This window comes from Acidimicrobiales bacterium (assembly GCA_035546775.1).
GTDB lineage: Bacteria > Actinomycetota > Acidimicrobiia > Acidimicrobiales > JACCXE01 > JACCXE01.
On sequence record DASZWD010000003.1, the window covers coordinates 25,714 to 48,130 of the forward strand.

Annotated in this window: 22 protein-coding genes and 1 tRNA gene; 16 read left to right on the plus strand and 7 right to left on the minus strand. The window is 71.7% G+C overall.

All coding sequences use genetic code 11. The annotated features are described in order from the left end of the window. Window positions 1-70 precede the first annotated feature (70 nt). Genes VHC63_00920 through VHC63_00935 form a run of 4 tightly spaced genes read left to right on the plus strand, consistent with a single transcriptional unit; the run spans window position 71 to window position 6,378 of the window. The gene (locus tag VHC63_00920; GenBank protein HVV35135.1) at window positions 71-820 is read left to right on the plus strand and encodes an ABC transporter ATP-binding protein; all 750 of its coding nucleotides are present in this window, start codon (window positions 71-73) and stop codon (window positions 818-820) included. Beyond that, window positions 817-3,615, plus strand: a complete 2,799-nt coding sequence (locus VHC63_00925) for a branched-chain amino acid ABC transporter permease/ATP-binding protein (GenBank protein ID HVV35136.1) — start codon at window positions 817-819, stop codon at window positions 3,613-3,615. The genes VHC63_00920 and VHC63_00925 overlap by 4 nt, the downstream gene beginning before the upstream one ends. Window positions 3,616-3,617: 2 nt before the next feature. Beyond that, entirely contained in the window at window positions 3,618-5,129 is a 1,512-nt protein-coding gene (locus tag VHC63_00930) for a hypothetical protein (protein ID HVV35137.1), read from the plus strand. Between the two features lie 19 nt (window positions 5,130-5,148). Next, the gene (locus VHC63_00935) at window positions 5,149-6,378 is read left to right on the plus strand and encodes a cytochrome P450 (GenBank protein ID HVV35138.1); all 1,230 of its coding nucleotides are present in this window, start codon (window positions 5,149-5,151) and stop codon (window positions 6,376-6,378) included. A 378-nt stretch (window positions 6,379-6,756) separates the two neighbouring features. Here the strand turns inward: VHC63_00935 and VHC63_00940 are convergent. Beyond that, window positions 6,757-6,829 (minus strand) — tRNA-Arg (locus VHC63_00940). A gap of 133 nt (window positions 6,830-6,962) precedes the next feature. Between VHC63_00940 and VHC63_00945 the strand changes: the two genes are divergently transcribed. The 7 genes from VHC63_00945 (at window position 6,963) to VHC63_00975 (ending at window position 12,716) form a co-directional block, all read left to right on the plus strand. Then, window positions 6,963-8,426: a hypothetical protein gene (locus tag VHC63_00945; protein HVV35139.1), complete on the plus strand. Its 1,464-nt coding sequence runs from the start codon at window positions 6,963-6,965 to the stop codon at window positions 8,424-8,426. A 50-nt stretch (window positions 8,427-8,476) separates the two neighbouring features. Next, on the plus strand, window positions 8,477-9,703 hold the full coding sequence (locus VHC63_00950; protein HVV35140.1) for a hypothetical protein: 1,227 nt from the start codon (window positions 8,477-8,479) through the stop codon (window positions 9,701-9,703). A gap of 53 nt (window positions 9,704-9,756) precedes the next feature. After that, a complete protein-coding gene (locus tag VHC63_00955; GenBank protein HVV35141.1) occupies window positions 9,757-10,401 on the plus strand; it encodes a helix-turn-helix domain-containing protein in 645 nt (214 codons plus the stop codon). Then, window positions 10,398-11,096 carry an iron-sulfur cluster repair di-iron protein gene (gene ric, locus VHC63_00960; protein ID HVV35142.1) on the plus strand — a complete coding sequence of 233 codons (699 nt, stop codon included), beginning with the start codon at window positions 10,398-10,400 and terminating at the stop codon, window positions 11,094-11,096. The genes VHC63_00955 and ric overlap by 4 nt, the downstream gene beginning before the upstream one ends. Next, a complete protein-coding gene (locus VHC63_00965) occupies window positions 11,089-11,541 on the plus strand; it encodes a hemerythrin domain-containing protein (protein HVV35143.1) in 453 nt (150 codons plus the stop codon). Before ric ends, VHC63_00965 begins: the two co-directional genes overlap by 8 nt. Before the next feature lie 336 nt (window positions 11,542-11,877). Then, window positions 11,878-12,246 (plus strand): hypothetical protein, encoded by a 369-nt coding sequence (locus VHC63_00970; GenBank protein HVV35144.1) that lies wholly within the window; start codon window positions 11,878-11,880, stop codon window positions 12,244-12,246. A 131-nt stretch (window positions 12,247-12,377) separates the two neighbouring features. Beyond that, window positions 12,378-12,716: a hypothetical protein gene (locus VHC63_00975; GenBank protein ID HVV35145.1), complete on the plus strand. Its 339-nt coding sequence runs from the start codon at window positions 12,378-12,380 to the stop codon at window positions 12,714-12,716. Window positions 12,717-12,763: 47 nt separating this feature from the next. Here the strand turns inward: VHC63_00975 and VHC63_00980 are convergent, their stop codons facing one another. From VHC63_00980 to VHC63_01000, 5 genes are read right to left on the minus strand one after another with little or no spacing between them, the layout of a single operon-like run. Beyond that, complete coding sequence (locus VHC63_00980; GenBank protein ID HVV35146.1) at window positions 12,764-13,420, minus strand: glycosyltransferase family 2 protein; 657 nt, start codon at window positions 13,418-13,420, stop codon at window positions 12,764-12,766. Then, window positions 13,417-14,007: a methyltransferase domain-containing protein gene (locus VHC63_00985; protein HVV35147.1), complete on the minus strand. Its 591-nt coding sequence runs from the start codon at window positions 14,005-14,007 to the stop codon at window positions 13,417-13,419. Before VHC63_00985 ends, VHC63_00980 begins: the two co-directional genes overlap by 4 nt. Further along, window positions 14,004-14,450: a hypothetical protein gene (locus VHC63_00990; GenBank protein HVV35148.1), complete on the minus strand. Its 447-nt coding sequence runs from the start codon at window positions 14,448-14,450 to the stop codon at window positions 14,004-14,006. The genes VHC63_00985 and VHC63_00990 overlap by 4 nt, the downstream gene beginning before the upstream one ends. Then, window positions 14,447-15,613, minus strand: coding sequence for a molybdopterin-dependent oxidoreductase (locus VHC63_00995; protein HVV35149.1), 1,167 nt, complete (start codon window positions 15,611-15,613; stop codon window positions 14,447-14,449). The genes VHC63_00990 and VHC63_00995 overlap by 4 nt, the downstream gene beginning before the upstream one ends. Continuing rightward, window positions 15,610-16,260: a DUF2064 domain-containing protein gene (locus VHC63_01000; protein HVV35150.1), complete on the minus strand. Its 651-nt coding sequence runs from the start codon at window positions 16,258-16,260 to the stop codon at window positions 15,610-15,612. Before VHC63_01000 ends, VHC63_00995 begins: the two co-directional genes overlap by 4 nt. Before the next feature lie 113 nt (window positions 16,261-16,373). On the opposite strand from VHC63_01000, the gene VHC63_01005 reads away from it, so the two are divergent. Genes VHC63_01005 through VHC63_01025 form a run of 5 tightly spaced genes read left to right on the plus strand, consistent with a single transcriptional unit; the run spans window position 16,374 to window position 21,354 of the window. Further along, entirely contained in the window at window positions 16,374-17,069 is a 696-nt protein-coding gene (locus tag VHC63_01005; protein HVV35151.1) for a response regulator transcription factor, read from the plus strand. Beyond that, window positions 17,066-18,208, plus strand: a complete 1,143-nt coding sequence (locus tag VHC63_01010) for an ATP-binding protein (protein HVV35152.1) — start codon at window positions 17,066-17,068, stop codon at window positions 18,206-18,208. Before VHC63_01005 ends, VHC63_01010 begins: the two co-directional genes overlap by 4 nt. Further along, on the plus strand, window positions 18,172-19,542 hold the full coding sequence (locus VHC63_01015) for a hypothetical protein (protein HVV35153.1): 1,371 nt from the start codon (window positions 18,172-18,174) through the stop codon (window positions 19,540-19,542). Before VHC63_01010 ends, VHC63_01015 begins: the two co-directional genes overlap by 37 nt. 2 nt (window positions 19,543-19,544) lie before the next feature. Further along, window positions 19,545-20,603 (plus strand): NAD-dependent epimerase/dehydratase family protein, encoded by a 1,059-nt coding sequence (locus VHC63_01020; protein ID HVV35154.1) that lies wholly within the window; start codon window positions 19,545-19,547, stop codon window positions 20,601-20,603. Then, on the plus strand, window positions 20,596-21,354 hold the full coding sequence (locus tag VHC63_01025; protein HVV35155.1) for an MTAP family purine nucleoside phosphorylase: 759 nt from the start codon (window positions 20,596-20,598) through the stop codon (window positions 21,352-21,354). The genes VHC63_01020 and VHC63_01025 overlap by 8 nt, the downstream gene beginning before the upstream one ends. A 29-nt stretch (window positions 21,355-21,383) precedes the next feature. Here VHC63_01025 and VHC63_01030 read toward each other — a convergent pair. Further along, window positions 21,384-22,417: amidohydrolase family protein (locus tag VHC63_01030; GenBank protein HVV35156.1), on the minus strand; the 1,034-nt coding region annotated here is incomplete at its 5' end.

The following is a 22,417-nucleotide window of genomic DNA, read 5'->3' on the forward strand; positions in this document are numbered from 1 at the left end:
CGCGACGCTAACCGATTGCATATGAACGAGCCATCATTTAACGTGCGGCTGGCATCGGTCGGGGGGACGAATGGCCACTGCATCCACGACGGCAACGCGGCTCGAGATCGACGACGTGCACTTCGCGTACGGCAAGACGCCGGTGCTGTTCGGCGTGTCGTTCAGCGTTGCCCCCGGCGAGATCCTCGGGCTTCTCGGCACCAACGGCGCGGGCAAGTCGACGGTGCTGCGGGTGCTGGCGGGGCTGGAGACCCCGTCGTCGGGACGGGTTGTGCTCGACGGTGAAGACGTCACGCGTGAGCCCGCCGAAGACCGGTTGCGGCGCGGCGTGGCGCTCGTCATGGGCGGGCGGGCGGTGTTCGCCGATCTCACCGTGCGCGAGAACCTCGAGCTCGGCGGCTTCACTCTCACCGCCCCCGTGCTCGACGCCCGGATGGCGCGCGAGCTCGAACGCTTCCCGGCGCTGGCGGCGCGACTCGGCAACCTCGCCGGCACGCTGTCGGGCGGGGAGCAGCAGCAACTGGCCGTGGCCAAGGCGCTGCTGGTCGACCCGCGGCTGCTCTGCATCGACGAGCTTTCGCTCGGTCTGGCCCCGGCGGTCGTGGCCGACCTGCTGGCGACGGTGCGCCAGGTGAACGCGTCGGGCGTGACGTGCGTGCTCGTGGAGCAGTCGCTCAACCTGGCCGCCGAGCTGTGCGGGCGTGCGGTGTTCCTCGAGAAGGGCGAGGTGCGCTTCGAAGGCGACCCCCGCGCGTTGCTCGAGCGCGGCGATCTCGCACGCGCCGTGTTCCTCGGCGGCGACACGCCGGGCGGCGCATGAGCGACCTACCGGTCGTCGCGCTGCTCGGCACCGCCAGCGGCCTGCAGGCGGCGTTGCTCGCCATCGGCGTGATCCTCGTGTTCCGCGCCAACCGGTTCGTCAACTTTGCCCAGGGACAGATGGGCACGGTCGCGAGTGCGGCGCTGGCGGTCATGGTGTTCCGCTTCGACGCGCCGTACTGGGTGTCGCTTCCGCTGGCGCTGGCGCTCGGCGCCGCCACCGGTGCGCTCGTCGAGCGTCTGTTGATGTGGCGGCTGTTCGACAAGTCCCGGCTCACGCTGCTGGTGGCGACCATCGGGGTGTCGCAGCTGATCCTGATGCTGGTGCTGGCCGGTCCGCTCAAGCCCGACGCCCGGCGACTGGCGACGGACGGTTACCCCGAACCCTTCGACGTGCACTGGAAGATCGGCAGCGCGGTGATGACGTCGAGCCAGGTGCTCACCATCGTGGTGGCGCCGCTCATCGCGGTGGGTCTCACGCTGTTCCTCACGCGGACGCGCACGGGTCGCGTCATCCGCGGCGCCGCGTCGAACCCCGACGCCGCCCGGCTCGCCGGCATTTCGGTGCGCCGCGTGTCACTCATGGTCTGGACCCTCGCCGGGCTCGTGTCCTCGGTGGCCGCCATCCTGTACGCGCCCACGCAGCCCGCCATCGGGTTCAGCGACAGCGGGCCGGGCCTGCTGCTGCGCGGTCTCGCCGCCGCGCTACTGGCGGGACTGACGGACTTCCGCATCGCCGTGCTGGCGGGGATCGGCATCGGCGTGCTCGAGCAGTCGACGGTGTTCTACACCCACGTCGCCGGCCTGCCCGACGTGGTGCTGGCGCTGGCGCTCGCCGCCGGGTTGCTGCTGCGCTGGCGCGCCCTCGCCGCGGGATCCCGCGACGACGCGGACACGCTCGTGGTCGAGCGCTCGGCGATGCCGCTGCCGGCCCAGGCGCGCCTGCCCTTCGTCCTGCGCCACGCGGGCCGGCTCGGCTGGGTGGCGTTGCTCGGGCTCGTGGCCCTCGCCCCGCTGCTGCCGGGTCTGCACACGCAGGAACGCGCCGTGTTCCTGCTGTTCATGGTCGCCTTCGCCCTCACCGCGCTCGCCATCAGCTTGCTCACCGGGTGGGCGGGTCAGGTGACGCTGGGTTCGTTCGCCTTCCTGGGCGTCGGCGCGTACACCGCCACGCGCGCCGACGGCCTCGGCCTCCCCGTCATGCTCCTTGCGTCGGGGTTGGCGGGCGCGGCGGCCAGCGCGGTGGTGGGCGCGGCGGCGTTGCGTTCCCGCGGCCTGCTCACCGGCGTCGTCACGCTGGCCTTCGCGTTCGCCGCCCGCAGCTGGCTCTTCCGCCAGGGCATCTTCACCCACGACGCATCGGCCATCGTCAGCCTGGGCCCGCCCCACCTGTTCGGTATGCGCATCACCACGGTGCGGGGCTTGTACCCCGTGGCCGTCGGCGTGCTCGCCCTCTCGCTGGCGTCGTTGCACTCGCTGCGGCGCAGTGCGGTGGGGCGCGCCATCGTGGCGTCGCGTGACAACCCGGCGCTGGCGGCGGCGCACGGCCTGTCGCCAACACGCGCACGGCTCACTGCCCTCGCCGTCTCCGGCTTCATCACCGGGATGGCGGGAGCCATCTGGGCGATGGCCGCCGGCAGCTTCAGCTTCAGCGCCTTCGAGCCCTCGACGTCATTCGTGTTGCTGGCCGTCGCGGTCGTCGGCGGGCTCGGCACCCTGCAGGGGCCCATCCTCGGCACGATCGCCGTCTTCGCCTGGCCCTTCCTCGTGCCCGGCGCCAACACGCTCGCGGTGCGGTCGTTCACCTCGGGCGCGCTGCTGCTCGTCACGCTGCTGTTCTTCCCCGGCGGCCTGGCGTCGGTGTTCGAGCGCGCCCGGCGCGCCGCGGTGTCGCGGTGGCTGGCCGACGGCGGCGACGAGAGCGCCGCCGAGTCCGCGTTGCGGAGCGTGCAGGGCCCCGCGGCCGCGCCCGTCGCGGTGCCCAGCGAGCGCGGGGCGCTGTCGGTGCGCGGCGTGTCGGTGGCCTTCGGCGGGATCCGCGCCGTCGCCGGCGTCGACCTCGACGTGCACCCGGGTGAGATCGTCGGGCTCATCGGCGCCAACGGAGCGGGCAAGTCGACGCTGCTCGACGTGATCTCCGGCCATCGCGCGCCGGTCGCCGGTGCCGTGACGCTGGGCGGTGACGATGTCAGTCGCATGGGTCCGGCGGCGCGCCCCGCGCGCGGACTGAGCCGCACGTTCCAGGACGCGCGGCTCTATCCCGGGCTCACCGTCCTCGAGGTGGTGATGGCCGCCGCCGACGCGAAGAGTCCTGCCGGCACCGTCTCGGCGATGACGGCGAGTCCGTGGCTGCGGATGTCCGAGCGCGCCAAGCGCGCCCGCGCGCTGGAGGTGCTCAACGGCCTTGGGCTGGGACCGCGCGCCAGCACGCTCGTGGGCGAACTGTCCACCGGCATGCGCAAGGTGTGCGATCTCGCGGCGGTCGTGGCGGCCGATGCGGGAATCGTGCTCCTCGATGAACCGACGGCGGGCCTCGCCCAGCGCGAGGTCGAGGCGCTGGCGCCCCTGCTGCGGGCGTTGCACGATCAGCACGGCGCGTCGGTGCTCGTGGTCGAGCACGACATGCCGCTGTTGATGGCGCTCTGCGACCGCATCTACTGCCTCGAGGCCGGCGAGGTCATCGCCGAGGGCACGCCGGCCGAAGTGCGCGCCGACCCGCGCGTGGTGGCGAGTTACCTCGGCACTGAAGCAGCGGCGGTCGAGCGGTCCGGGCGTGCGATGACGGGGCGGCGCTGAGCGTGCCCGTGCTGCCCACACAGGTGCGCGACTGGATCGGCCGTGCGTCGCCACGCGAGCGCGTTTTCACCGCGGCGGCGTTGATCAGTCTGCTGTGCCTGTTCGTGGCGTCGATCGCCGTGCGGCCCGATGACCCCGCCGCGGCGCGTTCGCTGCAGGCGGGTGGGGGCGGCTCGCGCCGCTCGGTCACCACGACGACGCTCGGCGACGCCGGAGCGGTTGTCGCGGCGAACGGCGGCGGCCAGAGCACGGCGACGACCGGCGGTGTCGGCCGCAGCACGGGTGGCGCTTCCGGTGACGACGCCGCCCGGATCGCGTCGGACCGCGGGGTCACCACCGATGCCGTCACCGTGGGGTTCATGTTGCAGAACCCGGCGGGCCTGAGCGGAACCGGCTTCTCGACGGGCCAGCGCGACGACGGCGACAAGTACGTGCGCGCCCTCGCCGACTGGGCCAGTCGCAACGGCGGCGTCGACGGGCGCCGGATCGTGCCCGTCTTGCGCTACACCGACCCCACCAGCGTCGAGGATCAGGCCGCCGCCTGCCGGGCCATGGTCGACGACGCCAAAGCGTTCGGTGTCGTCGACGTGGCCGCCATGCTCGACACGGCGTCGCTCGACTGCCTCACCAACACGTCCAAGGGCGACACGCCCTTCGTCCACTCGGTCATGTGGTCCCGCGACTGGCAGAAGCGATCGGGGGGCAACGAGGTGAGCTACCAGGCGGCGGTCGACCGCATCAGCGTGACGTGGGCCCGCGACCTCGGCGCGATGCGGTGGTTCCCCCAAGGTGCGACCGTGGGGATCCTCGGCGACAAATGCCCGGCGACCGAGCCGACGATCCTGAACGTGCTCGCGCCGGCGCTCGAGGCGAACGGCGCGGGCAACGTCGTCGTCGGCGACCACGACTGCAACCTGAGCGCGGTCGTCGGCGAGCCGTCGAACATCGCGACGCGCTTCCGGCTGGCGCACGTGACCCACGTGCTCGTCGTGAGCAACTTCGCCGCCGCCCAGATCTTCATGAACGCCGCGGACAGCCAGAACTACCACCCGAAGTACTCGACGTCGGACTGGTTCCTGAACACGAGCGACCCCACCGCCGCCAACTTCCCGCCCGACCAGTTCAACGGTGCCATCGGCATCGCGTCGCTCGGATCGATGCTGCGCCCCTCGGGCAAGACGCCCTACGACGGATGGCAACTGTGTTCGCAGATCGCGCAAGACGCGGGCCTCGCACCGATCCCGCCCGACGGCGCCGCCTCGGCCGAACTGCTCGGCCTGTGCGACAACTTCATGCTGTTCCGCGACGCGCTCGACCTGGCGGGACCGAACCCGACCCGGGCGCGCTGGCGCGCCGCGATACCCGCGCTCGGCCAGCGCGTCAGCGCCGTGTTCGGCCCGAGCCGCTTTGGCCCCGGCAAGCTCACTGGATCCGACACCGTCCACACCGTGCAATGGCAGCAAGGGTGCCGCTGCTGGCGCTCGATCAGCGATTTCCGTCCGGCCGCCGCCTGACGATCACAAAGGAACGTCGATGACCATCGCTTATGACCCCTTCGACAACGCACCAGCCGACGTGTACGCGCTGTACGACAAGTTGCGCGCCGACGATCCGGTCCACTGGGCGCCGGGCACGGGGACCTTCGTCCTGTCGCGCCACGACGACGTGGCGTGGGCCCTGTCGGAGCCGGGCCTCTTCTCGTCCGACGCCATGCGCGGCGTGCTGATGGATCAGCCGACGGGCCACGGCGAGCAACGCCTGCCGCGCGAAGACGCGCAGGGGATGCTCGTGTCCGTCGATCCGCCCGAACACACCGACCTGCGGCGCATCGTCAACCGCGGCTTCACGCCGCGTCGCATGCAGGAGTGGCGCGCCCACATGGACAGCACCGTCGCCGAACTGCTCGACCCCGCCCGCGCCGGCGGCTCCTTCGACGTAATCGCCGGGTTGGCGGCGCCGCTGCCGGTGCGGGTCATCTGCGCGCTCGTGGGCGCCGACCCCGCCGAGGCCGACTCATTCCGCGCGTGGGCTGACGCCATGACCAAGGTCATGAGCGGGAGCGCCCGCGGCGTCGGACTGGGGCAGGACGAGATGCTGGCGATGTTGCAGTTGGCCGACGACCTCGGGCGCCGCATCGACGAGCGCCAGCGCGAGCCGCGTGAGGACCTGTTGACTGCACTCGTTCGGGCCCAGGACGAAGACGTATTGTCGCGTGGCGAAGCCGTCGGCTTCGCCGCCCTGCTCCTGTTCGCCGGAACGGAGACGACGACCAACCTCATCGGCAACACGGTGTTCGCGCTGCTGAGCCATCCCGAGGAGCTACTGCGACTCCGCGCCGAGGGCGACGACACTCGCTTGGCAGCGGTCATCGAGGAGACGCTGCGGTGGGAGTCGCCGGTGCAGTACGTGTTCCGGCGCACGACCCGACCCGTGACCCGCCACGGCGTGGATATCCCCGTCGACAGCACCGTCACGCTGCTGCTGGGCTCGGCCAACCGCGACCCAGCGCGCTGGGGCGACGACGCCGACCGGTTCAACGCCGACCGCGACACGGCCGGTCACGTGGCGTTCGGGTTCGGGCCCCATTTCTGTTTGGGCGCAGCGTTGGCCCGCGCCGAAACGATGAGCGCGCTGCGCCCACTCGTGCCCCGTCTGGTGGCCGGCGAGCACGCCGTCGACGGCGTGACCGACTGGGTCGACGCCATGCAGTTCCGCGGCCGCCATTCGCTCTCGGTCGAGCTGCGGCCCGAGCCGGAGACCTGAGGCGTCGGCGGGCGACGCTTGGGCGCGGCGCAACTGGCGCCGAGTCGCGGCTCTACCGCAGCTGGGGCGCGGACGTGATCAACATGACGCAGTATCCCGAGACGGTCTTGGCCACCGAAATCGGCCTCTCGTATGGCGCAGTGGGCTTGGTGTCCGACTTCGACGCCGGCATCGAGAACCGCCCCGACGTTGCCGCCGTCACGCAGGAAGCGGTGTTCGAAGAACTCGCCCGTCACCTGCCGCGCCTGCGCGCCGTCATCCGGCGCAACGGCCTTTGTGGGAGTCCGTCGCGTTGCTCACCAACGGCACACACGCGCAGAAGTCGTACCTGCGACGTGCCCATCACCGACACCGGCGAGGCACCAGCCAGCCAGCCAGCGGTCCCGGCAAGATTCGAACTTGCGACGCACGGTTTAGGAAACCGACGCTCTATCCCCTGAGCTACGGGACCGGGACCGGAAGAAAACGTGGGAGAGAACCTCCTCGCTTTCGATCCCATGTAGCAGCGTAAGCGTACGTCGTAGGTTCTTTTCGCTCTCGTCGTCAGCGCAACTCGTGGTCACAACCTCCGTTAGCTTCTCGTGATGATTGACGGACGTACTCCCGCGATTGCCGGTGCGGCGCAAGTGGTCCAACGCCCCGACGAGGTCGTGCTCGTCGACGGGCGCGGGCCTATCGAGTTGATGGTCGACGCCGCGCGCGCTGCCGCCGACGACGCCGGCGTGCCCGCGTTGCTACAGAAGCTGGACTGGGTCGCCGTGGTCGGCGGCGTGTGGCGTTTTACGAACCCGGGCGCCCTCATCGCCCGCGCGGTCGGTTCACCCGACGCCGCGACCGCACTCTCGGCGTTTTCGGGCTCTTCGGGCCAGGACCTCGTCGGCATGGCGGCCGAACGCATTGCCCGCGGCGAGATCGAGGTCGCGCTCGTGGTCGGTGGTGAGGCGCGCTACTCCGAGCAACGATTGAAGAAGGCCGGTGAGGTGCCGCGCTGGATCACCGAGCCGGGCGACGGCACGCCCGAGTCGCTGTCACCGTTTGCGCCGGAGATGCTGGCGGAGATGGCGACGCTCGGCCCGCCGGCGGTTGCGTACGCACTGTTCGAGGACAGTCTGCGGGCGTCGCGCGGCGAGTCGATCGATGCGATGCGCGATCGAGCGGCGAAGCTGTGGGCGGCCATGAGCGAAGCGGCGGCCGGCAACCCGTACGCCTGGGATCGCAATGCGCACTCGCCGACCGAGGTGCGCGAGCCCACACCGGACAACCGCATGATCTCGTTCCCGTATACGAAGGCGATGGTTGCGAACAATCAGGTCGACATGGCGTCGGCGACGCTGCTGTGTTCGGTCGACGCGGCGCGCGCCGCCGGCGTCGCCGACGACCGACTCGTCTTTCCGCTCGTCGTCACCGTGGCCCACGAGACGTGGCAGATCATCAACCGTGACGAACTGCACGGCTGCCCGGCACTCACCACCGCGGGAACGACCGCCTTCGCGCAAGCGGGCATCGCGGCCGATGACGTCGAGCACGTGGATCTCTACGCGTGTTTTCCGTCGATCGTGCAGATGTCGGCTAACGCGCTGGGCTTGTCGACAGACCGGCCACTGACCGTCACCGGCGGTCTCGGGTTCGCCGGCGCGCCGCTGGCGAATGCCGCGGGCCAGTCGATCGCCGCGATCGTGCCGCTCGTACGCCGCGGTGGTTACGGGTTGGTGCACGGCAACGGCGGTGTCGCGACGAAGCACGCGTTCGGTGTGTACGGCACGACGCCTCCCTCACAGTTCCGTCGCATTGATTGCCAGGGCGATGTCGTCGACAACGCGCGCGCCGGTGTGCCTGAGGGATGGGCTGGTGAGGGTGTCGTCGAAGCGGCGACCGTCGTGTACGACCGTGAGGGACCGGCCAACGTCTTCGCCGCGCTGCGCACCGCCGAAGGAGCACGCGCCTTCGCTCGCACAGCCGACGAGTCTGCGATGACCGAAGCGATGAACCACGGCATCGCGGGCCTGGCGGCGTCACGCACGGCCGACGGAGAACTTCACATGGTGTGAGCGCAAACAGACGTAGGCGTCGACCGTTGAGCTCCGAAAGTCCCTTGCCGGTGGAAGGACGGGGCCGCCCCAGGGGCGCGCCCGGGCGCGTCGCGGACGCGCAGCGCCAAGCGCGTCCGACCTTGCTGCTCGCCGGTGCGTTCCTCGTAGCCGCGGCGGCCGGGACCGCCGTGCCGCACTGGACGGGCCGCTGGCTGTCGCTGCACCTGGCGCTGGCCGGCGCCCTGGTCCTGGCGATCTCCGGCGCAACGCAGTTCCTGGCGGTCACGTGGGGCGCGGCACCGCCTCCTGTGCGCGCCGTCTCTGTGACGCAGCGGTGGCTCGTCACCGGCGGCGCCGTGCTCGTCGTCGCCGGCCGCCAGGGCAGCTGGTCCTGGGTCGTCGCCGTCGGCGCGGTGTCGACCGTCGCGGGTCTCGTGACGCTCGCCGTAATCCTGTGCGCCATCGCCCGGCGTGCCGTCCAGCCACGGGTGCGGCCCGCCATAACGGCGTATCTCGTCGGTATCGCGACAGGGGTGGTGGGCGTAGTCCTTGGAGGGGTCCTCGGTTCCGGCGGTGGCGGCGATCTCGCGGGGCGGTTGCGCGACGTGCACGAGACGCTGAACCTCCTCGGACTCGCGGGTTTCGTGGTGGCGGGAACGCTGCCGTTCTTCGTGGCCACCGAGGCAAAGGTGAAGATGTCGCGGCGCGCGACGCACGCCGCGCAGTGGGGCATCCAATCGCTGATGGCGGCGGGGCTCGCGGTGGCGACGATCGGGTTGGTCGGGCGTTGGCGTGTGGCCGCAGCCGCGGGGTTCGTCGGCTACGCCGCCGCGCTGCTGTGCCTGCTCGCCCTGATGCCGCGCGTGCGCGGCAAGCAACTGCGCTGGGCAGGTCCACGGCTCGTCCAAACCGGCGCCGCGATCACATGGTGGGTCGGCTCCGTGGTCTACGCCGGCGCACGCGCCGGGCGCGGTCTGCCGCCCTTTGCCGGCGGCGTTGTGCCGGCGCTCGTCGTCGGTGGCTACGTGCAGCTCATCGTGGGCTCGCTGTCGTACTTCGGGCCCGTGCTGGTCGGCGGCGGTCACGAGCAGCTGGCCGCCAGCTTCCGTATCACCCGCTCCTGGCTCGGACTGGTCAGCGGCAACGTTGCCGTCGTAGCGGCGACCGTGGGCGGGCTCCGGGTCGTATACGGCGTGGCGCTGGCCGCATGGGCGCTCGACGGCGCTGTGCGCGCGGTACTGCTCGTGGTGGCTCGGCGTCGGCTCACGCAGACGCCACCGGCCAACGCCGCATAGGGACGATCGGCCCTACCGCCGCCTCCGCTATTTCTCTACCCTTCGGTAGAGAAATGACCCTGCCCCGTTCCGACGCCGAGCCCGACGCACTCCGCGCTCGAGCTCTCGCGAGCCGCAGTCGCCGCGAACTGCTCGCCATCCTGCAGGAGGGACCGGCTGCAGTGGTCGCGCTGGCCGCGGCGACGGGCTTGCACGTGAACGCGATCCGCCAACACCTTGCGGTGCTCGAGTCCGCCGGCCTCGTGGTACGTGAGCCTTCGCCGCCCCGTGACGAACCGGGCCGCCGCGGCAACGTCTACCGCGCTGTCCAAGCGATCTCGCCGGTCAATCCGTTCGAGCGGATCGCAGGCATGCTCAGCCGCGTCGCCGACGGTGCGTCGATCGACGAGGTCGCGGCCGACGAAGGCGCTCGCCTCGCCGACGCGCACGCGGCGAGCTCGGCGGTGGACGCCGTCGCCGCGGCCGCGGGCGACCTCGGTTTCAACGTCCGTCGCCGGCCACGCCGTGCCGCCACCGCAATCGAGCTGCACGACTGCCCGTTCGCTGCCATCGCCGGTCCCACCGTGTGTGCGCTGCATCGTGCCGCGGTCGAGCACCTCGCAGCGCGGCTCGCCGCCCGGGTCGAGGACTTCAGCGTCGTCGATCCGCGGCGCGGTCCGTGCTCGCTGTCCATCGCACCCCTCGGAGGAATCCCATGACCGACGTCCACACTTCGAATTCGCTCGGCGATCTCGTCGCGGCCAATCCCGCGTCGGCCCGCGTCCTCGAGCGCTACGGGCTCGACTACTGCTGCCATGGCGCCGACACCCTCGCGGACGCGTGCCGCGCGCGCGACGTCGACCCGGCCGCAGTAGAGGCCGATCTCGCCGGGCTCGCCGTTCACGGCGACACCGCGTGGCGCGACCTCGACGCGCCCGCGCTTGCGGCACACATTGTCGCCACGCACCATGCCTACCTCCACGAGGAACTGCCCGCCCTCGACGGCCTCGCAGCCAAAGTGCTCGGCGTGCACGGCGAGCGGCATCCTGAGTTGGTCGAGGTACGGCGTCTCGTGAACGCGTTGTACGCCGACCTCGAGCCCCACATGCTGAAAGAGGAGCGGATCCTGTTTCCCGCCATCACCGCGTTGGCGGACGGGCCCCGCGACTTCCCGTTCGGGTCGATCGCCAACCCGATCCGGATGATGTCCCTCGAGCACGAGCGCGACGGTGACGTTTTGCGCGCCCTGCGGTCGGTGACGCGGGACTTCGCGATCCCCGACGACGCCTGCGCGAGTTACCGGTCGCTGTACGAACGTCTCGAAGCGCTCGAGGCCGACACGCACTTGCACATCCTCAAGGAGAACCACACGCTGTTCCCCGCCGCGCTCGTATTGGCTGACGACCATGTGTGACCACTGCGGTTGCCGCGAGTACCCGCCGATCGCGGAGCTGACCGCCGAACACGAAGCGATCCTCGCGCTCGCCGAACCGTTGGCCGACGCCATCCGTCACCAGCGACCTGTAGACGAGCCTGGCCGCGCCCGGCTTGTCGAACTGCTCGATCTCCACGTCACCAAGGAAGAGGCCGGGCTTTACCCGCTGCTTATTGCCGTGACCGGCGACGCGGCCGACGCCTTCGCGCATCTCGAAGCCGAGCACGCCGAGCTGTTCGCGGCCCTCGAGCAGCGCAGCTTCGACCACCTGGCGCTGTACGCGTTGCAGCGCCATATCGAAGAGGAAGAGGAAGTCCTCTTCAACGCGGCGCTGTTCCGGTTCGACGGCGACGCGTGGGACGACCTCGAGTCCGCGCACCGCCACGTCGAACAAGCGCTCACGGTCGTGAGTCGAGGAATGTGACGCCGGTTCGGCGGAACATGCGCCGCGTCGCCTGATCCGCGTCTACCGCCGTACTGATCAGAGCCAGCCGGCGAGTGTCTCGATGCCCCGCCGGCGTTCGGGCCCACGGTTGCACGTTCAGCACTGCGACGCCGGCCTCGCGGTAGGCCGCGAGCCGGTCGTTCATGGCTCGACCGTTCCATCCGTTCCCGGTTCCGACGAATCTCGAGGTTTTCTTCCGGCCCCACCCGGGACCAGGACCGGGATCGGGACACGCCCCTGCTGATCCCTAATCGACGTGAAGGTTGCGAGCGCTGGTGGGAGAGCGTCGCACTCCGAGTACCCTCCGACAGCGTGATGCGCCGCCACGTCGCGATCCTCGTCGCGCTCGTCGCCGCAGCGCTCGGCATCGTCGGTTCGGCCGCGGTGTCGGAACTCGCGGTCGCGTCGCCGGTGTCGTCGTCGATGCACGCCGGCGTCTTCACCGAGCAGCGCGCGGCGCACATGATCGGCGCCGCCACCGAGCCGAGCGCCGTGGCTTCCTTGGCGCGACCCGCACGCCGCGACGTCGACGTCGCATCGCCCAAAGTCGCTGCCCTCTTCGCTGCCGGTCTTCGCGGGACCGGCCCGGCTAACGACTTGCTCGCCACCGCGCTGACCCCGTCGATCCAGGTTCGCCGTTTGCTGGCGAACGACGTCGCCGGCCGAGCACCGCCCGTTCGCTAGCCGCTCCGGGCGCGACTTCCGCGCTGCATGCCAAGCCGCACCGCGCCTTCTTGTCGCGCGTGCGCGCACCGTTCACCCCGATGACTCGCGCCGCCGCGCGGTCGGTCACGCGTAACCAAAGGACAACAGCCTTGAGTAATCACGACACCCTGCTTCTCTTCTATCTCGGCATCGGCTTCAGCATCTTCCTGCTCTACATGGCCTTCACTCACGACGGAATCCACGGACACACGCCGCTGTCAATGCGCATCCGCTACGACCGCTGGGCGCGCATCCTCGCGGTCGTCGGAGTACTCCATCCCGGATTCGCCCTCTGCGGTCTCGACCTTGCCCGTCAGCTGATGCGACTCGACGAACCACCGACGGCGCGTGCGCAGACAACGCTGCGCCGAGCGCGGTGGGGGACCCGCGCATCGTTCGCCGTCGGCGCGGTCGCGTCCGTCACCTATCTCGCGGTGAGTCCGCAATGAGGGCGTGGACGCGGGCGCCCGAACGCTGATGGGGCGGAGTGTGGCCGTCAGGCGCGGTGCAACTGACGGCGCATGTCGGCGGCGGCGGTGAGGGTGCCGCGCACTGTGCCGGTGACCTTGCTGCGGCCGCTCCGGCGGCGGTAGGCGACACCGACTTCGCGGATGCGCCAGTCGGCGGCTGCGGCGGCCAGCACCATCTCGAGCGGCCAGCCCGAGCGGCGGTCGCGCAGGTCGAGGTCGAGCAATGCGGTGCGATGGGCAACGCGCATGGGTCCGAGATCGGTGATCGCGGCGCCGGTCTGGCGGCGGACTGCCCGCGCCACATAGCGGTTGGCCAGCCGGGCGTGCAACGGCCACGCCCCCCGCTCGGGCCGCCGCGCCCCGAGCACGAGGTCGGCATCTCCTCGCGCGACGACGTCGACCAACTGGGGCAGCGCGCCGGGGTCGAGCGAGCCGTCGCAGTCCATGAACGCTACGACGGCGGCGGACGCTTCGGTGAGCCCGCGGAAACAGGCGGCGCCGAAGCCGCGCTGGTCCTCCCGCACGACGGTGGCTCCGAGGGCGGCGGCCACCGCGCCCGAACCATCGGTCGATCCGTTGTCGACCACGATCGCCCGGTAGCCCGCGGGCAGCCGTTCCAGCACCCACGGCAACGCCTCGACTTCGTCGAGAACGGGCAGGATGACGTCGACGGCGGCCGTCACGACGCCGCTGGCGCCAGCTGGGCGATGAAGCGCCCGTCGATCCGCAACCACTGACGCAGTCGCAAGCCGGCCGCGGTTGCCAGCGTGGCCAACTCGTCGGCGCCGACCCACGCCCACGCGAACCACGGCCCGACGTGGTCGTCCACCTCGAGGCGAACGTCCTCGACGCGGGTGGCGGTGCCGGGCGGGTTCACCTCGACGTAGGCGACGCCGGCGGGGGCCAGCAGTTCGGCCACCCGTGACAGGATCCGCACCGGGTCGCCGCCGATCCCGACGTTGCCGTCGAAGAGCAACACCGAGCGCCAGCGTCCTTCGCCCGGCACCCGGTCGAACACTGAGCGGCAGATCGCCGACGCGCCGCGACCGAGCGTGCGGTCGACGGCGTAGGGCGACGTGTCCACGCCCAGCGCCGGCACGCCGATCTCTCCGAGCGCGACCACGAGCCGACCCGGACCGCAACCCACGTCGAGCACCGGCCCGTGCATGGTCGCCAACACCGCACGCTCGCCGGGAGTCGCCGGCGCGTCCCACGCATCGACAGGCAAGTGGGCGACGGACCCGCCACGCCGGCGCAGCGCCGCCGTCACGACTGGGGCGTCCCGTGTCGGTGGGTGCGCGCCCATGCGGCGGCGCCGACGGTCGCGCTGACCGCGGTGATGACGGCGATGGTGACGACGAGGTTGCGGGTGTAATCCAACGGCAGCACGGTCGCGTTGCGCACCCGCGTCGAGGGCCCCGCCAGCAGCGGCACAGCGAACAGCACCAGGCTGGCGCTCAGCGCGAGGCCCACGCGCGCGGGGCGGCGGAACGGCAGTGGGACGATCCGCGTCGCGACGCCGCCAGCGACGAGCAGCGGCGCCCACAGGAAGTCGTGGGCCACGCCGGACGCGCCGAGGAACAGCGACAGGTTGACGATCCGCGCCGGGCGCAAGTGCAGCAGCGCGCCGCGTACGCCGAAGCCGACGATGGCGGCGCCGAGCGCCATCGCCGTCCAGAACAGGCGCCCGCCCGCGGGACGGGACTCGCTCACAGCCGGGTCACCGTCAGGTCGCGCAGCCACTTCGTCTGCTGCACACCCGGCCGATTCGGACCGATCAGCCGGCACGGGTAGCCGTGGTCGGGATGCAGCGTCTCGCCGTTGACCTCGAGCGCCACGAGCGTGTCGCGGTCGCGGGCCTGCGCGTTCGACAGCCGCGAGTGCCCGTAGGACCCGCCCCGCTGCAGCGAGTGCACCGTCACCTCGACGACGTCGTCGGCGCGCACGCCGGCACGCGCCAGCAGATCGCGCACCGGGACGCCGCGCCAGTCCGCCGTCGCGCTCCAGCCCTCGACGCAGGCGATGGGCAGGCGCGTTTCGTGCTGGGTCATCGCCGCGAGGTCGTCGATGCCGAGTTCGAGCGGCGTCGGCACGTCGCCGATCACGCGCAACCGGTACGCCGGGTCGCGCCCGGCGGCGCGGATGTCGGCGGTGGCCAGTGCGTTGACCGGCAGTCCTTGCGGTCCGATGTCGGGCCGGCGGGGACCGAACAACACCAGGCGGCGCAGCGGCCAGTACGTCTGGCCGACGGTGGTCAGCGTGACGGCGGCGGCGCTGGCGCCGGCAAGGGTGAGGTAACTGCGTCGCGACATCGCAGACCCGTCCATCGCCGTGCCGGGCGCCGGCGGGTGCCGCAGCGCGTCGCGGGTCGTGGCGAGTTTGGCGCCGGTGTGAGCGACGAGCGCGCCGATGGTGATCCACGCCACCCAGTAGTGCGCCACGGGGAACGCGAAGTGCCAGGGGTAGAACTGCGCGATGTTCGCCGCGCCGCTGAAGAGCATGAAGACCGCACCGCACACGAGCGGCACGAGCATGATCCGCTCGACGGCGTGGGCGACCGACGTCACCGGCGGCCAACGGAACAAGTGTGGGAACACGCTCCACAACTTCGCCAGCAACAGCGGGATCGTGGCAAGTCCCGTGGCGACGTGAATCCCTTGCGTCGCCCGGTAGAGGCCGACGGGGCGCGGCGGCCAGCGGAACCACCCCGTCGGATGCTGGATCAGATGCGACACGAGTCCGGTGGCGAAGCACACGAGGAAACAGGCGCCGAGGGCGACACCGAGGAGCGCGGCGGTGCGCGTCGAGTGCACCTCATCCTGCAACGCCTCGTCGCGCGCCGACTGGGCGCGGGTGACGACGCCCGCGATGCTCATGCGCGCACCCGGTCCGCGCGAATCGCCGCCTCGCGGGCGACGCGCAGGTGCGGATGATCGGCGGCGATCGCGGCGACGTCTTCGGGTCGATCCATGTCGCGCAGCTCGGGGAGCAACCCGACGCGCACGCCGAGAGCGCGCAAGCGCGCGAGTTGCCGCGCGCCCGTGTCATCGGCGCTCATCGGGACACCGGCGAACGCCCCCGGGATCGGGCGCCGGAACCCGATGGCCCACCACCCGCCATCGGTCGCCAAACCCAGGACGGCGTCGTCGGGCCCGTCGACGAGTTGCGCGAGCGCGGCATCGAGCAGCGCGGGCGTCACCTGCGGCGTGTCCATGCCGATCTGCAACCCCGGCGCGCCGGCGTGCGCCCAGGCGGCCGCCAGCCGGTCGTTGAACGTCTCGCCCCGCTGCGCGAGCACTTCGCAGCCCGCCCCCACGCCGGTGGGAAGCGGCGCCCCGGCGACGGCAACGATGCGCCGCGTCGCTGCGCAGGCGTCGACCGCATCGAGGGTGTCGCACAGCGCGGCGCGGGCAATCGCCGCCGCGCCTTGCGCGCCGAAGCTCGGGATGAGACGGGTCTTCACCTGTCCGGGGACAGGGGCCTTCGCCATCACGAGGAGGTGGGTCGACCGGCGCGAGCGCACCGTCGCACGGTAAGAGAACGGCCGCACCTGCGAGCCCGAAATCGTCTTACAGTTTGCGAAACTCGCTCGCCGCGCCACGCGGAGGCGCGGTCCGGCTCCGTACGCTGGCTGGCATGGTCGACGGCATCAGCGGCGCGCGCATCCTCGTCGTCGACGACGACCCGGTGCTCTCTGACGTGGTCGGCCGCTATCTCGAACGCGACGGCTTCGAAGTCCTGTTCGCCACCGACGGTGAGAGCGGGCTTGCCACCGCCTTGACGGCCCTACCGGACTTGGTGGTGCTCGACTTGATGCTGCCGGGACTCGACGGGATCGAAGTGTGCCGGCGCCTGCGCGAGGTGGCGCCGATCGCCGTCGTCATGCTGACCGCGCGCGGCGAGGAAGAGGACCGCATCGCCGGTCTACGCATCGGCGCCGACGACTACGTCACCAAGCCCTTTTCGCCGGGCGAGCTGGTCGAACGCGTGCGGGCCGTGCTGCGCCGCACCTTGCGCGACTCGGGCGGCCGCACGGACCCACTCGTCGCCGGCCGGCTCTGCGTGGACCGCGCCGCGCACGAAGCGCGCCTCGACGGCGACCCGTTGTCACTCACGACCAAGGAGTACGACCTGCTGGTCCATCTCATGTCGCATCCCCGGCGGTCCTTCGGTCGCGACGAACTGCTCGAGTCGGTGTGGGGATGGTCCTTCGGCGACACGTCGACGGTGACGGTGCACGTTCGTCGCCTGCGCGAGAAGATCGAGGACGACGCCAGCACACCGCGGCATCTCGTGACCGTGCGCGGCGTCGGCTACCGGTTCGATCCGTGAGCGCGCACGACCTCGTCGCGCTGCTGCTCATGGCGGCCTCGGCGTCGGCAGTCGCGGCGCTCGTCGGCGCCGGCCTGGCACGTGGCACGCGCCGGCGTCCCGTGCGCACGCAGGCGTTGGTGATCGCCGCCGCCGCCGTCGTCTCGACGTTGGTCGGTGTGATCTTCGCCGCCGAGGAGATGTTCATCTCGGCGCACGACCTGAAGGCGTTGCTGGTCGTGCTCGGCGCCAGCGCGGCGGTTGGCCTCGGCGCCGCCGCGCAACTCGGCTCGCAGCTCGAGCGCAACGCGGCGTCGGTACGCGACCTGGCGCGTCGGATTGGCGCGGGGGAGTCCGATCACGGCGTCGACCGGCTCCCGCCGGCAGCGCCCGAGTTCACGCAACTCGCAGAGGAAGTCGTCGACCTGCCCCGCCGGCTCGAGGAACTGCGCCAGCGCGCCGAATCGCTCGAGCAGTCGCGCCGCGACCTCGTGGCGTGGGTCTCCCACGATCTGCGCAGTCCGCTCGCCACCATCCGCGCCATGGCCGAAGCGCTCGACGACGGCATCGTGTCCGACGCCGAGACGACCGCCCGCTACCACCTGCAAATCCGACGCGATGCCGAGCGCCTCAGCGCGCTGGTCGACGACCTGTTCGAGCTGTCGCGCATCCACAGCGGCGTCCACGAGATGCGGCGTGAGTGTGTGGTCCTCAATGCCGTCGTCGCCGACGCGGTGGCGAGCCAACTCGAGCGCGCCGAGCGCCGCGGCGTACGGCTCGTCGACGAGGGCGCGGGCGCCGACAACCACGCGGAGGTCGAGGTCGCCGTTCCCGAACTGAGTCGCGTGCTGCACAACGTGATCGACAACGCGATTCGCCATACGCCGGCGGGCGGTGTCGTGGTCGTGCGGGTCGATGCCGCCGACGGCTGCGCCACGGTGTCAGTGCAGGACCAGTGCGGTGGGATTCCCGAAGCCGACCTCGAGCGCGTCTTCGACGTCGCCTTCCGGGGCGACGCGGCCCGCGGCAAGGGCGAGCAGGGTGGTGGGCTCGGCCTCGCCATCGCCAAGGGTCTCGTCGAGGCGTGCGCCGGTGCCATCGACGTCGACAACGTACGGTCCGGATGCAGGTTCACGGTCACGCTGCCCCTCCGCGGCTGACCGAGTCCAAGCCGGCGGCGACAACCCGCGGGCCGGTCTTGGTTGCCGCGTGGGCGGGACTCCTCGTGGTGGCCGTTGCGGTCGGCGTCGTGTACCGGCGGGGCCGTCCGATCGAGGTCGGCGCGGTGCCCTGGGTCGGGCGCTGGGGGTTCGCGGTGGCGCTGCTGCCGCGGCTGGGCGTCGCCGCGGGTGCGCTGGCGCTCGCCGTTTGGGCGGCGCCGCGCTGGGCGACTCGGTGGCACCTGCGCTCCGTCGTGCTGGCGGCCGCCGCGACGACCGTCGTGCTCACCCTGGTGCTGGCGTGGGCCGGTCCGGACAACACGCATTGGGTGTCGTTGCGCTTCGGCTACGGCGCACACACGCATCTGGTCGACGACTGGGGTGGTCCGGCGGCGTTCCTGCGGCGCTACGTCGATCGCCAGCCGTTCCTCACCGCCCATCTGCGGGCCCACCCGCCGGGACTCGTGCTCGTCCTCTGGGCCTTCGAGCGGATCGGCCTGGCGAGCCGAACGTTCCATCTCGCGCTGATGCTCGCCGCCGGCGCAGTGATGACGGTGGCCGCACTGGCCTCGTTGCGCGCGCTCACGGGCGACGCCGCGGTGCGCGCCGCTGCGCCCTTCGTCGCCATCGGCCCGGTGCTGGTGTGGCGCACCAACCCCGACGTCGTCTTCGGTGCCGTCGGCCTGGTAGCCGTGTGGCTGCTGATTCGCGCCATCGTCGAGCCGCCCGGCGCGCGGCGCGACGCGTTCGCCCTCGCCGGCGGCGTCGCCTTCGGCGCGACGCTGCTGCTGTCCTACGGCTTGGTTCTGCTCGCCTGCCCGGTCGTGGCCGTGGCCGCGGCGCGCCGCCAGCTGCGCCCGCTGCTCGTCGCCGCGCTGGCGGCGCTGGCCGTCCTCGCCCTGCCGGCGCTGTGGGGCTTCTCGTGGCTCGCGGGGCTGCGCGAGACGCGGGTGCAGTACGCGCAGAGCGTCGCCCGCATCCGCGGCTACCGCTACTGGTTGCTCGGCAACGCGGCGATCTATGCCGCGCTAATCGGCCCCGCGATCGTGGCGGGACTGGCCAGCGTGCGCGGGCGTGCCGCGCGCGCCCTGGTGTTCGGCGCCGTCGCCTGCGTCGTGCTCGCCGGTCTGAGCGGGTTGTCGTCGGCGGAGACCGAGCGCATCTGGCAACCCTTCGTTCCCTTGGCATTGCTGGCGGGCGGCGCGCTGTGGGTCGACGGTGCTCGGCTGAGCACGACGGCCGGGGGCTTCGACATCTCGCGGGCACGCCGATGGCTCGCACTCCAAGCCGTCGTCGCGCTCGGCTTCCAGACGTTCCTCTGGACGCGGGTGTAGCCGTGCGCGTCCTCGTCACCGGCGGCGCCGGCTTCATCGGCAGTCACGTGGTCGACCAGTTGGTCGCCGCCGGCCACGACGTCGTCGTGCTCGACTCCCTCGACCCGGCGGCGCACGTCGTGCGGCCCGACTATCTCAATCCGGCGGCGACGTATCTGATCGCCGACCTGTGCGACGCCGACGCCGTAGAAGAGGCGGTGCGCGGCGTCGACGCCGTCTGCCACCAGGCGGCGCGGGTCGGCTTGGGCGTCGACTTCGGCGACGTCACCGGCTACGTGCGTGACAACGACCAGGGCAGCGCGACGCTGCTGCACGCGCTGTGGCGCGCGCGGTTCCGTGGCCGCCTCGTGGTGGCGTCTTCGATGGTGGTGTACGGCGAAGGCCGGTACTCGTGTTCGGTCCACGGCGACGTGCGCCCGGGACCGCGCCGCGTCGACGCGTTGGAACGCGGCGAGTTCGAGCCGCCCTGCCCTGTCTGTGGCGCGGCGCTGGCGTCCCAAGCCGTGCCCGAGGACGCGCCGCTCGATCCGCGCAACGTGTATGCCGCGACGAAGCTGCACGGCGAGCATCTCGCCGCCGCCTTCGGCCGCGAGTCGGGCGCGGCGGTGTGCGCGCTGCGCTATCACAACGTCTACGGCCCACGGATGCCGAACAACACGCCCTACGCCGGCGTGGCCAGCATCTTCCGTAGCGCGCTCGAGCGCGGCGAAGCGCCGCGCGTGTTCGAGGACGGTGGCCAGCTGCGCGACTTCGTCCACGTCGACGACGTCGCGGCGGCGAACGTGCTGGCGCTTGGCTCCGACTGGTGCGGCGCCCTCAACGTGGCGTCGGGGCAGCCGCACACGGTGGGCGAGATGGCGACGGTGCTGGCGTGCGCCTTCGGCAACGCGGCCCCGCCCCCGATCGTCACCGGCGCCTTCCGGCTCGGCGACGTCCGCCACGTCGTAGGCAGCACGGTTGCGGCGGCGGAACACATCGGCTTCCGGGCAACCGTCGACTTTGCCACCGGGGTACGCGCCTTCGCGCACGCTCCCTTACGTCGAGGAGAGCGGGATGGATAGCACCGTCACGGTGGGCGTCATCGGCGGTTCGGGGTTCTACGACCTCGGTGCCGACACGTCGCCCGTGCGCGTCGCGACGCCCTGGGGCGAGGCCGAAGCCCACATCGGTGATCTCGCCGGCGTCCCGGTGGCCTTCGTGCCGCGCCACGGGGCCGGCCACACCTTGCCCCCACACCGGGTCGAGTACCGCGCGAACCTGTGGGCGTTGCGTTGCCTCGGCGTGGCGCACGTGGTGGCGTCGTTCGCCTGCGGCTCGCTGGTGGGCGAGTGGGGGCCAGGGACGCTGGTGGTGCCCGACCAGCTGATCGACCGCACGCGGGGCCGGGCCGACACGATTTACGACTCCTTCGAGGAAGGTCCGGCGCACGCGCCCTTCGCCGACCCCTACGCGCCGGCGGTGCGCGCCGCGCTGCTGGCGGCTGCGAGCGAACGGGGCGAGCCGGCCGCCGACGGCGCGACCGTCGTGGTGATCGACGGGCCGCGCTTCGCCACGCGCGCCGAGTCGCGCCTGTATCGCAGCTGGGGCGCCGACGTGATCAACATGACGCAGTATCCCGAGACGGTCTTGGCCACTGAACTCGGCCTCTCGTATGGCGCAGTGGGCTTGGTGACCGACTTCGACGCCGGCCTCGAGGATCGCCCCGACGTTGCCGCCGTCACGCAGGAAGCGGTGTTCGAAGAGTTTGCCCGTCACCTGCCGCGCCTGCGCGCCGTGGTGCTCGACGCCGCCCGCGGCCTCGCCGCCGGGTGAGACGCGCTCGCCCGCTCGACCGCCGACGTCTAACGGGCGAACAACGCGCCGCGCAGCACGACGTACTTCGGGTGGCGCAACACGGTGACGTCGGTCAGCGGGTCGGCGGGGTACACGACGAAGTTGGCGTCGCTGCCTTCGGCGAGGCCGTCGGACACGCCGAGCCACTCGCGGGCGCGCCACGAGGCCGCGCCCAACGCGTCGGCGGCCGACAGCCCGGCACCGCGCAGCGCCAGCACCTCGTCGGCGATGCGGCCGTGGACGACTTCGCTCCCGGCGTCGGTGCCGGAGTAGATCGCTACGCCCGCCTCGTAGGCGTCGCGGACGCGCGCGTACACCGTGCGATGCAGCGACCGCATGTGGTCGGCGTACACCGGGAAGCGGTGGCCCTTCTCGGCGATCTCGGGGAAGCGGGCGATGTTGATCAGCGTTGGCACGAGCGCGATGCGTCGCGCCGCCATCGCGTCGATCACGTCGGGCGACATACCGGTGCCATGCTCGATGCAGTCGATGCCCGCGGCGATGAGGTCGGGCAGCGCCTCTTCGCCGAACACGTGGGCGGTGACGCGGGCACCCAGTTCGTGCGCCCGCGCGATCGCGGCGGTCAGCTCGGCGAACGGCCACAGGGGAGCGATGTCGCCGCGGTCGCGGTCGATCCAGTCGCCGACGAGCTTGATCCAGCCGTCGCCGCGGGGCACCTCGGCCTCCACCGTCGCGACCAACTCGTCCGGCTCCACCTCGAGCCCGATGTCGCGGGTGTGGCGCTTCGGCCGCGCGATGTGACGACCCGCGCGGATGATCCGCGGGAGGTCGTCCGCGGCGTCGATCCAGCGGGTGTCGGCCGGCACGCCGCAGTCACGGATGGCGTGGGTGCCGCCGTCGCGGTCCTCGGTCGCTTGCTGCCGCTGCCTCGCCTCGTCAACGGCACCGTCGTCCTCGAGCCCGTCGTGGCAGTGGGCATCAACGAACCCTGGCACCAGCCACACGTTGTCCGCAACGAGGGTGGACCGCGCCGGTTCGGTGCGGGTGACGCGCCCGTCGACGACCCCGACGGTGACGCTCA

Coding starts and splice junctions, on each gene's coding strand:
- VHC63_00935 (HVV35138.1), top strand. CDS start 5,149: ATGACCATCGCTTATGACCCCTTCGACAACGCACCAGCCGACGTGTAC.
- VHC63_00925 (HVV35136.1), top strand. CDS start 817: ATGAGCGACCTACCGGTCGTCGCGCTGCTCGGCACCGCCAGCGGCCTG.
- VHC63_00995 (HVV35149.1), bottom strand. CDS start 15,613: ATGAGCATCGCGGGCGTCGTCACCCGCGCCCAGTCGGCGCGCGACGAG.
- VHC63_00955 (HVV35141.1), top strand. CDS start 9,757: ATGACCCTGCCCCGTTCCGACGCCGAGCCCGACGCACTCCGCGCTCGA.
- VHC63_00970 (HVV35144.1), top strand. CDS start 11,878: ATGCGCCGCCACGTCGCGATCCTCGTCGCGCTCGTCGCCGCAGCGCTC.
- VHC63_01025 (HVV35155.1), top strand. CDS start 20,596: ATGGATAGCACCGTCACGGTGGGCGTCATCGGCGGTTCGGGGTTCTAC.
- ric (HVV35142.1), top strand. CDS start 10,398: ATGACCGACGTCCACACTTCGAATTCGCTCGGCGATCTCGTCGCGGCC.
- VHC63_01015 (HVV35153.1), top strand. CDS start 18,172: ATGCAGGTTCACGGTCACGCTGCCCCTCCGCGGCTGACCGAGTCCAAG.
- VHC63_01005 (HVV35151.1), top strand. CDS start 16,374: ATGGTCGACGGCATCAGCGGCGCGCGCATCCTCGTCGTCGACGACGAC.
- VHC63_00945 (HVV35139.1), top strand. CDS start 6,963: ATGATTGACGGACGTACTCCCGCGATTGCCGGTGCGGCGCAAGTGGTC.
- VHC63_00965 (HVV35143.1), top strand. CDS start 11,089: ATGTGTGACCACTGCGGTTGCCGCGAGTACCCGCCGATCGCGGAGCTG.
- VHC63_00920 (HVV35135.1), top strand. CDS start 71: ATGGCCACTGCATCCACGACGGCAACGCGGCTCGAGATCGACGACGTG.